Origin of the sequence: Gallibacterium genomosp. 1 (assembly GCF_000771875.1) — a bacterium.
In the GTDB taxonomy this organism is placed as follows: Bacteria; Pseudomonadota; Gammaproteobacteria; order Enterobacterales; family Pasteurellaceae; genus Gallibacterium.
Map to the genome: position 1 here is coordinate 48,865 of NZ_JPXX01000004.1, position 12,985 is coordinate 61,849.

Consider the following 12,985-nt stretch of genomic DNA (forward strand, 5'->3'; position numbering starts at 1 on the left):
AAATGGCGGTTTACCTCACTGTATCGTCAATTCCTGTCCTTTTGGTGGAGTCTGTCAATTTTCAGGTTATCGCAAAAATATCACTTTTTCATTTCAATAGCTGTTTAAAATTCTTTTTTGCTCATTTATTTGGCTTTTTTAAACCAAAAAATCATAAAGGAAAGAAAAAATATCAAATAATTTGTGATAACGCTCACAAATAATAAATTTGCCAGATAACATTATTTTCGTTTGGTGGTATCCTTATAAACCTTAAAGTTGTTTGCATTACTTAATTTTTATAACAAAAATAGGAGGACGTATGCTTGGTTTTTTAAAACCTTTACCGGAAAAACCTCTGTTACCAGAGGATAAAATCGATCCAACGTATAGACGTTTACGTTGGCAAGTCTTTATGGGAATTTTCTTTGGTTATGCCGCTTATTATTTTGTGCGCAGTAATTTTGACTTAGCACAGAAAGGGTTAATTGAAGCTGGTATGTATACCAAAACGGAATTAGGTGTTATTGGTATTGCACCGGGATTAGCTTATGGTTTATCAAAATTCTTTATGGCTACTGTTTCTGACCGTGCAAATCCGAAAGCATTTTTACCGTTTGGTTTGATGTTGTCTGGTTTGTGTATGACATTAATGGGATTAGTACCTTGGGCAACTTCAGGTATCCTCATTATGTTTATTCTTTTATTCCTCAATGGTTGGTTCCAAGGAATGGGTTGGCCGCCTTGCGGTAAAACAATGGTGCACTGGTGGTCACAAAAAGAACGCGGAACTATCGTATCTATTTGGAATACCGCACATAACCTTGGAGGTATGGTGCCAGCTGTATTAGTTGGTCTGGCAAGTATGATTTATGCAGCTAACCACCCTGAAGTAGCGAAAGTAACTTTCGGTCACGTTTGGCAACAAGCGCTTTACTATCCAGGTATTGCAGCAATGGTAGCAGCTGTTATTATCTATTTTGTGATGAAAGATACTCCTCAATCTTGCGGTTTGCCACCAATCGAAGTTTATAAAAACGATTATCCTGAAAACTACGATGCGAAAAAATCAGAACAAACTTTAAGCACAAAAGAGATCCTTTTAAATTATGTGTTGAAAAATCGTTTGTTATGGTACATCGCGATTGCTAACGTATTCGTTTACTTAATCCGTTATGGTGTGTTGAAATGGTCACCGGTTTATTTAGGTGAAGTGAAACACTTTGATATCAAAGCAACTGCATCCGCTTATGCAATTTATGAATTTGCCGCCATTCCAGGTACATTACTTTGTGGATGGGTATCCGATAAAGTATTTAAAGGTAAACGTGGTTTAACTGGTTTCGTATTTATGGTGATGGTAACTATTGCGGTTGTTGTCTTCTGGTTAAATCCAGCAACTCCAGCAGACCAAATAGCATATTACTCAACATTACCTTGGTATAAAAACCCATATCAATTAACCGACTTCATTATGATGACTATTATTGGCTTCTTGATTTATGGTCCTGTAATGCTAATCGGTTTACACGCACTCGAATTGGCACCGAAAAAAGCAGCTGGTACATCTGCTGGTTTCACCGGTTTATTCGGTTACTTAGGCGGTACAGTTGCAGCAAGTGCAGTTATTGGTTGGGCAGCAGATAAATATGGTTGGGACGGCGGCTTCTATATTATGATTGGCGGTTCTGTTATAGCCTGTTTATTAATGCTTGTTACTATGATGGAAGAAGGCAAACATAAAGCAAAAATTGCCAGAGAAGATCGTTACGGTAACTAATTCTAAATTTAAAAGGCGATAACTTGGGGGTGTCGCCTTTTTTACCTCTAAATTTGATAATCGTAACTGATAAAGTCTATTCATTAATTATTCCGTTTTAAAGGGAAATATTTTCAACAATAAGTAAAGGGGAAAACTATGAAACTGAAACATGTTGTAGTGGCATTAATGGGCGTTGGTTTATTAGCAGGTTGTGCAGCACAATCAGCAACACAAACAGTATCTTGCGATAAAAAACTGGTAATTGCTCATCGTGGAGCAAGTGGTTATTTACCAGAACATACTTTGGAATCTAAGGCATTGGCATTTGGACAGAATGCTGATTATCTGGAACAAGACTTAGTGATGACAAAAGATAACCATCTGATAGTAATTCACGATCACTTCTTAGATGGTTTGACCGATGTAGCGAAGAAATTCCCGAATCGTCATCGTAAGGACGGAAAATATTATGTAATGGATTTCACCTTGGCTGAAATTAAAACACTTAATATGACCGAAAACTTCAAAACCGAAAATGGTAAACAAGTTCAAGTTTATCCTGATCGTTTTCCAATGTGGAAATCTAATTTCAAAATCCACACTTTTGAAGAAGAACTTGAATTTATTCAAGGTTTAGAAAAATCAACCGGTAAGAAAATTGGTATTTATCCTGAAATTAAAGCGCCTTGGTTGCATCATCAAGAAGGTAAAGATATTGCATTGGCTACCTTAAAAGTATTGAAAAAATATGGCTATACCAACAAAAACGATCTCGTTTATTTGCAAACCTTCGATTTTAATGAGCTAAAACGCATTAAAACTGAATTGGAGCCGAAGTTAGGAATGGATTTAAAACTGGTACAATTAATTGCTTATAGTGATTGGCACGAAACCGAAGAGAAGAATGCTCAAGGTAAATGGGTAAATTACAGCTATGACTGGATGTTCAAACCGGGTGCAATGGAGGAAATCGCGAAATATGCCGATGGTGTTGGTCCGGGCTGGTATATGTTGGTTGATGATGAAAAATCATCATTAGGTAATATCAAGTACACTCCAATGGTAAAAGAAATTGCTGTACAAAAATTAGAATTACACCCTTATACCGTGCGAAAAGATGCTTTACCAAAATATATGACCAATGTGAATGAAATGTATGATGCATTGTTCAATAAAGCTGGTGCAACTGGATTATTCACCGATTTCCCTGATTTAGCGGTTAAATTCTTAGAAAATCAGTGCAAAAAATAAACTTCAGTAATCTTTTTTTATCCGCCCAATATTGCGAGTATTGGGCGTTTTTTTTCTTTTTTGCGATCAGCTTCCCATTTTTTCAACAAGAAAATCGCTGAATAGGTTTGCCTTATAGAAAATAGCATTGCCAGATCAAATGGCACCTATAGTTGAAAATTTATGAGGTAACTTATGAAATTAAAACATTTATTTGCGTTAACTTTCGGTTCACTAGCACTGTTGTCCGGTTCGGTTGCGGTAGCGGAAAGCGCCAATCCGCCGCCGGCAACTGAAACGGCACAACTCCAACAGGCGGCACAGAGCGATAAAGTGAATTTAAATACTGCCACTGCTGAACAGCTACAGAAAGGATTGGTCGGTATTGGTGCGAAAAAGGCACAAGCGATTGTCGAGTATCGTGAGCAGCACGGGCCGTTTGTTTCTGTGGAACAGATTACCGAAGTAAAAGGAATCGGTTCAGCTATTTTTGAAAAAAATAAAGATCGTCTAGCGATTGAATGATTGCATCATTAAACAAAAGAAAATTGCTCCTAACTTTACCGCTAGGAGCAATTTTTTCGTTATCTGAAATTCAGTTCAGGATCAACCCATACCGTATTTTTTTAATTTTTTACGTAATGTACCGCGGTTAATTCCTAACATTGTTGCTGCACGAGTTTGGTTACCACGAGTATATTGCATAACCATATCCAACATTGGATGCTCAACTTCCGCTAATACGAGTTCATAAAGATCATTAACGTCTTGACCATTTAATTGCGCCAAATAATTTTTTAATGCTTGTTTTACAGAGTCACGTAATGGTTTATTTGTTACTTGTGCCTGAGCATTTAACGTTGAAACCGTTAATGCATCAGCATTGCTACGTTGTTCTAACATTTTTTCCCTTTTATATACTTTATTATGATCACGACATAGGTCGGATTGAACACAAAAATTCTTCCAACGCCGTTAACTGATCGCTCGGATTGGTTAGGGCGTTAAAAGATCGCTTAAAATCAGAAACAGGAGAAATTCGATCCAAATACCAGGCTACGTGTTTACGTGCAATACGATAACCTTTTTCCGTACCATAAAATTGATGCAAAGCGGCAATATGTTGCAAAATAATGGTTTTTTTCTCAGAAAACGGCACTTGTTGCGAAACTTTTCTCGTTTCTAATAATTCAGTAATTTCTCGAAAAATCCACGGATTCCCCAATGCACCACGTCCCAGCATAACTGCATCGGCTTCGGTATAATCCAAGACATATTTCGCTTTCTGTGCAGAATCAATATCGCCATTGGCAATGACTGGGATTGATACTGCTTTTTTCACCGCTTTAATACTTTCGTATTCTGCCTCACCATCAAACAGGCAGGCTCTTGTCCTTCCGTGAATCGAAAGAGCTTGAACACCAGCATCTTCTGCGATTTTAGCGATTAAAAGACAGTTTTTATGTTGTTGATCCCAGCCTGTTCTTATTTTTAACGTGACCGGAACATCAACCGCCTTAACCACTGCATTTAAAATCTTGGCAACCAGATCAGGATATTGTAACAGTGCTGAACCGGCTAATTTTCGATTTACTTTTTTAGCTGGGCAACCCATATTAATATCAATAATCTCAGCACCATAACCAACGTTTACTTGCGCTGCTTGAGCCATCTCATCCGGATCACTACCAGCAATCTGCACGGCGTTAATTCCGATTTGCGGATGATGAGCTAAACGTAATTTGGATTTTTCAGTATGCCATACATCCGGATTGGTTGACATCATCTCTGAGAATGTTAATGCTGCCCCATATTGGGAACAAATCCGTCGAAACGGGAGATCAGTAATCCCAGCCATAGGTGCTAAGATAACCGGATTTTTCAAACTGAATTGACCAATCTGCACGCTTAATTACCTATCACTGTACTACTTCTGTTTTCTCGTTATGATAAATCTGAATGATGACAAAATCGCCAGCTTTGAGGGCTGAAACGGTCGCTTATCATACGCACTTTTATTCAATTAGTGAAGAGTTAAATCGTATTTATCGCAGAAAAAGTGTCTTTTTTTTCATCTTAATTTGCTGAAACTTTAAACAGAACAATTTTTTTGCAAATTCGTTAGCAAATTTGATCAAACTTAATTGCGAAAAGCAATAGAAAAAAGGAAGATAACTGCTTTTAAAAAAAAATTTTTGTCGTTCTGCCTTTAAAACATTAAAAAGGAGAAAATATGTTGTTGCAACCAAACTTGGATTGGTTATCCGATCCGTCCGTTTTTGCCGTTAATCGTTTAAATGCACATTCCGATCACTGTTATTATTCAACATTAAAACAGGCTCAATGCAATGCCACAATGTCGATGCGTTATTCGCTAAACGGTGAATGGTATTTTCATTATGCGAAAAATCCCCAGTTGCAACCAAAAGGATTCTATCAAGCGAATGTTGATAATCATAGCTGGTCAACAATTCGTGTGCCAGGACATATTCAATTACAAGGGTTTGCACAACCACATTATGTAAATACAATGTATCCTTGGGATGGCAAAGAAGATATTCGTCCACCAGCAATTCCACAAAATGAAAACGGTGTCGGCTGTTATGTCACTTATTTTTCCATACCATCAGCGTGGCAATCACAACCAGTTTTTATCTCTTTTCAAGGCGTTGAAACAGCATTTTATCTTTGGCTCAATGGTCATTTTGTTGGTTACAGCGAAGATTCCTTTACCCCAGCGGAATTTGAATTAACCCCTTATTTACAATCCGGCGAAAATAAATTAGCAGTGGCGGTATACCAACGTAGCACTGGTAGTTGGTTGGAAGATCAGGACTTTTGGCGTTTCTCCGGTATTTTTCGTGATGTTTATCTTTACACTATTCCGAAAATTCATCTCTATGATTTGGAGATTAAACAACACCTTTCTGAAAACCTACAAACAGCGGAAATTCTGATTAACGGGCAATTTGCAACACACAGTGAAAATGCAAAAACAGTACAAATAATGTTGTGCGATCAAGAGGGTATCTCCCTTGCCACCACTGAACAACAGTTGACAACAACAACCTTCAACGCATCCTTGCTTGTCGCTAATCCACATTTATGGAGTGCCGAATTCCCCTATCTTTATCAACTTTATATTCAAATTTTCGACCAATACCACAACCTGATTGAGGTAATTCCACAATCAGTCGGTTTACGCCGTTTTGAAATGAAGAACGGTGTAATGTGCTTAAATGGAAAACGCATTATATTCAAAGGCGTCAATCGCCACGAATTCCATCACCAGCGCGGACGTGCGATCAACGAACAAGATATGTTGGCAGATATTCAAATTTTGAAACAACACAATATCAATGCTGTCAGAACATCACACTATCCTAATCAAAGTCGCTGGTATCAATTGTGCGATCAATACGGTATTTATCTGATCGATGAAACTAATCTTGAAACGCACGGATCGTGGCAAAAAATGGGTAACGTTGAACCATCGTGGAATATTCCGGGTAATGATTTACGTTGGAATGCGTGCGTGTTGGATCGAGCAAAATCAATGTATGAACGTGATAAAAATCACCCGTCTATCTTAATTTGGTCGTGTGGTAATGAATCTTATGCGGGGGAAGTATTGCTTAATGTTGCCAATTATTTTCGGCAAAAAGATCCGCAACGGTTAGTGCATTATGAAGGCGTTTTCCATTGTCGTGAATTCGATCAAATTAGCGATATAGAAAGCCGAATGTATGCCAAGCCTCACGAAATTGAACAATATTTGCAACAAAATCCACAAAAACCATATATCAGTTGTGAATTTAGTCACGCAATGGGGAATTCTAATGGTAATTTGTATAAATATATAGCATTAGAAAAATATGAAAAATATCAAGGAGGTTTTATTTGGGATTTTATCGATCAAGCTTTATTGCACAAAGATCGCTACGGCAACGATTATTTGGCTTATGGCGGTGATTTTGACGATCGCCCGACCGATCGTAATTTCTGCTGTAACGGTTTGATCTTCGCCGATCGCCGCTTATCGCCGAAAATGCAGGAAGTGAAATTCCTCTATCAAAATATCAAACTCTATCCACAAAAAGATAAGGTATTGATTAAAAACGAAAATCTTTTTATTGATACGCAAGATTACTACTTTGTGGCAACGTTGCGCCTTGATGGCAAAATTAAAAAAAGTTACCGTTTTGATGCTCTTATTGCAGCACAAATGGAACGTCTAATGCCACTACATTGGGATGAAGACAATTGGCTTGAGAACGGTGAATATTGCGTAGAAGTCAGCGTTCATTTAAAACAGAAAACCTTGTGGGCAGCAGCAGACAGCGAATTGGGTTTCGGGCAGTTTATTGTTCCGCAAACTGCCAAAGCACAAGACACGCCAATCACCGCATTACAACCGCTAAAAATGGTAGTGGGCGATATTAATGTTGGCGTGTTTGGCGATCATTTTTCTGCGCTGTTTTCTCGACAGGAAGGTAGCTTAATTTCATTAAAATTCGGTGATAAAGAGTTAATTAAAACCGCACCAATGCCATTATTCTGGCGTGCAACCACCGACAATGACCGTGGCACAAACAGACGTTTTAAATCCGGTTATTGGTTAATGGCAAGCCTATGCGGACGCTGTCATAAAATGGATTGGCAACAGCATCAAGACGGCAGTGTTAGTGTCAGCTTTGATTATATTTATCCTATTTATCAACAACTTAAAGTAACGGTAACATATGACATTCAATGTAACGGTGAAATAAAAGTGCATTGTCATTATTTTGGAGAAGCAAACTTGCCGAATTTACCGATTTTTGCATTAAGTTTTCGCGTTGATGCGGATTATCAGCATTTACGTTGGTATGCGATGGGTGAAGCAGAAAATTATCAGGATCGTTGTAGCGGCACAAAATTGAAAATTTTTGAAAACAACGTTAAAGATAACTACACCTTTTATACTATTCCACAAGAGTGTGGGAATCGCACTGGCGTACGTTGGGTGGAGTGTCGTCAATCAACAGGCGGTTTTAAAATCGAAGCTATAGATAAACCGTTATCTTGCAATTTCTTACCTTATACTGCTTTTGAATTGGAACAGGCACAACACCATTATGAATTACCGCCAATACATTATACTGTGGTGACAATTGCCGCCCAACAGATGGGGGTTGGTGGTGATGACAGCTGGGGTGCGGAAGTACATCCGGAATATTGCCTGCCGGCGGATGGTGAACTCTCTTTTGCTTTTGTAATTAAGGTAGTGTAGCTTCTATTAAAACTTTGCTTTAGACCTTATAGGGAATCTTATTCAGAAAACGAAACTCTAAATGAAAAATTCCAACACAGATCACAAAAACAATTATGTAACCTTATTTACATATTATTAACCCTCCGATATAGTGTTTAAATGTTGATGATTAAATCAACAAACTATCTTGATTTCACGCTACTAATAAGTTTAAAAGATTCTCCATTTTCTACGGTATAAAATGAAGAACGACAAATGATTAATTAGGGCGTTTTTTCTTGCACGAGCAAAAATAAAATCGCCCTTTTTATGAAACTAAAAATAAAGTCTGAATATTGCTACAGTAAAAATCGATCAATGAATACAAGTCCACAGAAACATCCTCCACGAAACTATCATAACCTAGGATAACATTGTCTTTTTTGTAAAAATTTCTAAAAACTAACACCCATATTGCAGAAATAGCAATATCTAAACAAAATTTTTAAATAAAATCTTAACAGAAAGGCAAAAGAAAGGTAAATTAATCCATTTCCCAATAATTTTATGGAGTAGATATTAGTGAGTAGTTCAATTACGGAATCCATTTCCGCGATTTTTCACTTAATTTTGAGTAATCTGCCGTGGATGGATGATAATAAAGCAACCATTGCGATTGATGCATTCTTCCCAATGTTGCAAGGGATGATTCTTTACACCATTCCATTAACCATTATTTCATTTATTGTCGGAATGGTGATTGCGTTAGCGATTGCATTGCTTCGAGTTACACCTCGCAAACATTTTCTACATAAAATCGCTTATGCACTTTCCAGTTTTTACATTTCAGCAATTCGTGGCACACCGTTATTAGCACAGCTATTTATTATTTTCTATGCACTACCGAATGTAGGCATCACACTCGATCCGCTCCCGACAGCAATTATTGCCTTTTCATTAAACACTGGGGCTTATGCATCCGAAACGGTGCGAGCAGCGATTTTATCCGTACCGAAAGGGCAATGGGAAGCCGGTTATACTATTGGAATGAGTTATTGGCAAAACTTTTTTCGTATCATCGCTCCTCAAGCATTACGAGTAGCTGTACCACCGCTTTCTAATAGCTTTATCGGTTTATTAAAAGAAACCTCACTTGCCAGCGTAGTGTTAGTGCCGGAAATGATGCGTCAGGCAAATGTGATCTCTTCACGCACCTATGAATTTTTGTTGGTTTATTGCGAAGCAGCATTAATTTATTGGATTGCCTGTGCCATTCTCGGCTATGCACAACAACGTCTTGAAAAACATTTTGAACGTTATGTAGCGAGGTAATTATGTTATCAATCAATAATTTACATAAATCCTTCGGTGATCACGAAGTGTTAAAAGGGATCGATATACGCATTAATAAAGGTGAAGTGATTGTGTTGCTCGGTGCTTCCGGTTCAGGCAAAACCACGCTATTGCGTTGTTTAAATGTTTTGGAAACGCCGGATGCTGGCACACTGACATTTGATGACGGCTCATTATCGATTGATTTTTCACAGCCGTTAACTAAAGAAAAAATTCAGGCATTACGCAAAAAAAGCGGAATGGTTTTCCAGAATTACAACCTGTTTCCGCACAAAACTGCACTGGAAAATATCACTGAAGGGTTGATTGTAGTGCAGAAAATGCCTAAAGCTGAAGCGGAGCAGAAAGCACGCCATTTATTGGAACGCGTGGAATTGGCTGATAAAGCTAATTTTTATCCATTCCAGTTATCCGGTGGGCAACAACAGCGTATCGGTATTGCTCGTGCATTAGCGATTGAGCCACAATTAGTGTTATTCGATGAACCGACTTCTGCCCTTGACCCCGAATTGGTGCAGGGAATGTTGGCATTGATGAAATCTTTAGCCGCTGAAGGCTGGACAATGGTGATTGTGACACACGAAATTCAATTTGCTCGAGAAGTGGCGGATCAGGTGATTTTGATGGGTAACGGTAAAATTATTGAACAAGGCACACCAGAGCAGCTTTTTGAATACAGCACCAATCCGAGAACAAATGCATTCTTACGTTCGATTCGTCGATAGTTGTTGTTTAATTGCTCTTTTGTTTGGAATTGCCTAAAAGCCCCCAACCCACTGACAAGCCCACCTTTTTAGACATTCTGTCAAAGGTGGGTTTATTTTTTGTCGTTTTATCTCTTTCTCTTGTATTTCTCTTCAAATAGCCTATCAAGCGGTCTTATTTTTAACCTATGGAACATTGCGACAAATTCAAGCATCACACAAAAGGCAGAACTTAAAGCCAAATAAAATCTTTACCCTTTACGCCAAGTCGTACCGTTTGCACCATCCTCAATCACCACGCCCATAGCAGCTAGCTTATCACGTGCGGCATCAGCAGCAGCCCAGTCTTTATTAGCTCTAGCTTGATTACGTTGTGCAATTAATGTTTCAATTATTTTAGTTTCATCATCATCCATACCGGCTTGTAAGAACGTTTCCGGATCTTGATATAACAAGCCCAATACCCCTGCCAATTCTCTTAAGCGTGCAGCAAAAGCATCCGTTTGTGGATTCTGTTCTGCTTTTAATTTGTTTAATTCACGTGCCATATCAAATAGAACCGACAACGCACCTGGCGTATTAAAATCATCGTCCATTGCGGCTTTAAAGGCTTCGATAAACTGTTCACCACCGGCAGCAGTAGCATTGGCATCAGTGCCTCGTAAGGCGGTGTATAAACGTTCCAATGCTGAATGTGCCAATTTTAAATTCTCTTCGCTGTAATTTAATTGGCTACGATAATGTGCCGTTAACAAGAAATAACGCACGCTTTCCGCATCATAATGTTGTAACACGTCACGGATAGTAAAGAAATTGCCTAACGATTTCGACATTTTCTCTTTATCAACCATAATCATTCCAGAATGCAGCCAATAATTAACATAAGCACCTCCGTGCGCACAGCACGACTGAGCAATTTCATTTTCGTGGTGAGGAAACATCAAATCTGAACCGCCACCGTGAATATCAAAATGTTCACCAAGCTGTTTGCAATTCATTGCCGAACATTCAATATGCCAACCGGGACGACCTGCCCCCCACGGCGATTGCCAGCTCGGCTCATTCTCTTTTGACATTTTCCATAATACGAAATCCATCGGATTTTTCTTGATATCATTGATCTCAACGCGTGCGCCTGCCTGCAATTGAGATAAATCTTGACGGGATAATTTACCGTATTCTGGGAATGAATCGACATCAAACATCACATCACCATTTTGAGCTACATAGGCGTGCCCGTTATCGATCAATCTTTGCACCAGTGCAATAATTTCTGGAATATGATGTGTAGCTCGTGGCTCAAAATCAGGACGTTGGATATTCAAAGCATCAAAATCTTTATACATTTCTGCTACCATCCGATCAACCAAATGCTCACAGGTTTCGTGATTTTCTAGCGCACGTTTGATAATTTTATCGTCCACATCAGTGATATTACGCACATAAGTCAAGTGGTAACCTAAATAACGCAAATAACGAGCGATAACATCAAAACTAACAAAAGTACGCCCGTGTCCAATATGACAAAGATCATAGACAGTTACACCGCACACATACATTCCTACCTGATTAGGATGAATAGGGGTAAAAATCTCTTTTTCTCGTTTTAATGTATTAAAAATCTTTAACATATTGATGACCTTACTTTTTTACTCTTTAATCTGATCTCTTTCTCACCACGCTGATATCGTGTTTTTTGCAAAAATAGACCACTTTTACATTTTGTGGAATAATAATGCGATTTTTCACATTATTTAAAGGAATAGCTAATGATAATACTACACACCAATTTTGGCGATATTAAAATTGCATTAAATTTTGAAAAAGCACCGATTACCGCAGAAAACTTCTTAAATTACTGCAAAGAAGGCTTCTACAACAACACCATTTTTCACCGTGTAATCAACGGTTTTATGATTCAAGGTGGTGGAATGGAAACCGGAATGAAAGAGAAAGCGACCAAAGCACCGATTCGCAATGAAGCCAATAATGGGCTTAGTAATAAGCGTGGTACTATCGCAATGGCACGCACTTCCGATCCGCATTCTGCTTCTGCACAATTCTTTATCAACGTTGCTGATAACACTTTCTTAGATTACCGAGCAAAACAGATGTTCGGACGTGAAGTCGTACAAGATTGGGGCTATGCTGTGTTCGGTGAAGTGGTTGAAGGAATGGATGTAGTCGATAAAATCAAGGCGGTAAAAACCGGTAATAAAGGTTTCCATCAAGATGTGCCGACAGAAGATGTGGTAATCACTTCCGTTACAGTAGAAGAATAATTTTCTACGCCGTTTCTATTATTGTTTACTTCTATCCAACACTGTCAGAAATAAAAATGCCGCCTATATTAATGATCTGACCCCGAAAAGTTAGACTGTTATTTTAAGGACTGAATTCTGTATTGAACAGGGCTCAGTCCATTTAATTTTAATTGTATTCTTTCTTCATTGTAATAACGAACATATTCTTTGATAACAGATTCAAGTTCTTCAATGCTTTCGAAAGTTTTGCCATAAAAACATTCTACTTTCATCCGACCAAAGAAACTCTCCATCGCGGCATTATCCAAACAATTGCCTTTCCTCGACATACTCTGCACAATATTGTGCTCAGCTAATAACTGTTGATAACTTGCCATTTGATACTGAATACCTTGGTCTGAATGTAATATCGGGGAGTCCCCCTCAGCTAACCGAGCAATTGCTTGTAACACCATCTGTT

General features: G+C 38.4%; 11 protein-coding genes. 7 read left to right on the forward strand and 4 right to left on the reverse strand.

Features of this window, described 5'->3' with window-relative positions:
• Window positions 1–301: 301 nt before the first annotated feature.
• The 3 genes from glpT (at window position 302) to JP36_RS01290 (ending at window position 3,496) form a co-directional block, all read left to right on the forward strand.
• A complete protein-coding gene (gene glpT, locus JP36_RS01280) occupies window positions 302–1,759 on the forward strand; it encodes a glycerol-3-phosphate transporter (RefSeq protein ID WP_039086543.1) in 1,458 nt (485 codons plus the stop codon).
• Between the two features lie 138 nt (window positions 1,760–1,897).
• Complete coding sequence (glpQ, locus tag JP36_RS01285) at window positions 1,898–2,992, forward strand: glycerophosphodiester phosphodiesterase (protein ID WP_039171171.1); 1,095 nt, start codon at window positions 1,898–1,900, stop codon at window positions 2,990–2,992.
• 174 nt (window positions 2,993–3,166) lie between these two features.
• Window positions 3,167–3,496, forward strand: coding sequence for a ComEA family DNA-binding protein (locus JP36_RS01290; protein ID WP_013746361.1), 330 nt, complete (start codon window positions 3,167–3,169; stop codon window positions 3,494–3,496).
• 81 nt (window positions 3,497–3,577) lie between these two features.
• Here the strand turns inward: JP36_RS01290 and fis are convergent, their stop codons facing one another.
• Together fis and dusB are read right to left on the reverse strand one after the other, a co-directional pair.
• Window positions 3,578–3,874 carry a DNA-binding transcriptional regulator Fis gene (gene fis / locus JP36_RS01295; protein ID WP_013746362.1) on the reverse strand — a complete coding sequence of 99 codons (297 nt, stop codon included), beginning with the start codon at window positions 3,872–3,874 and terminating at the stop codon, window positions 3,578–3,580.
• Between the two features lie 28 nt (window positions 3,875–3,902).
• Window positions 3,903–4,877, reverse strand: a complete 975-nt coding sequence (gene dusB, locus JP36_RS01300) for a tRNA dihydrouridine synthase DusB (RefSeq protein WP_039171172.1) — start codon at window positions 4,875–4,877, stop codon at window positions 3,903–3,905.
• Window positions 4,878–5,204: 327 nt separating this feature from the next.
• Here dusB and JP36_RS01305 point away from each other — a divergent pair, with 327 nt between their 5' ends.
• The 3 genes from JP36_RS01305 (at window position 5,205) to JP36_RS01315 (ending at window position 10,282) form a co-directional block, all read left to right on the forward strand.
• On the forward strand, window positions 5,205–8,243 hold the full coding sequence (locus JP36_RS01305; RefSeq protein WP_039171175.1) for a glycoside hydrolase family 2 TIM barrel-domain containing protein: 3,039 nt from the start codon (window positions 5,205–5,207) through the stop codon (window positions 8,241–8,243).
• A gap of 576 nt (window positions 8,244–8,819) precedes the next feature.
• Window positions 8,820–9,536, forward strand: a complete 717-nt coding sequence (locus tag JP36_RS01310) for an amino acid ABC transporter permease (RefSeq protein WP_039171180.1) — start codon at window positions 8,820–8,822, stop codon at window positions 9,534–9,536.
• 2 nt (window positions 9,537–9,538) lie between these two features.
• Window positions 9,539–10,282, forward strand: a complete 744-nt coding sequence (locus tag JP36_RS01315; RefSeq protein WP_039171178.1) for an amino acid ABC transporter ATP-binding protein — start codon at window positions 9,539–9,541, stop codon at window positions 10,280–10,282.
• Window positions 10,283–10,512: 230 nt separating this feature from the next.
• Here the strand turns inward: JP36_RS01315 and cysS are convergent, their stop codons facing one another.
• On the reverse strand, window positions 10,513–11,892 hold the full coding sequence (cysS, locus tag JP36_RS01320) for a cysteine--tRNA ligase (RefSeq protein WP_039149797.1): 1,380 nt from the start codon (window positions 11,890–11,892) through the stop codon (window positions 10,513–10,515).
• A 138-nt stretch (window positions 11,893–12,030) separates the two neighbouring features.
• On the opposite strand from cysS, the gene JP36_RS01325 reads away from it, so the two are divergent.
• Window positions 12,031–12,543, forward strand: coding sequence for a peptidylprolyl isomerase (locus JP36_RS01325; protein WP_013746381.1), 513 nt, complete (start codon window positions 12,031–12,033; stop codon window positions 12,541–12,543).
• Between the two features lie 98 nt (window positions 12,544–12,641).
• On the opposite strand, the gene JP36_RS01330 is transcribed toward JP36_RS01325, so the two are convergent.
• On the reverse strand, window positions 12,642–12,985 hold a 344-nt coding region (locus JP36_RS01330), incomplete at its 5' end, for an IS3 family transposase (RefSeq protein WP_039171184.1).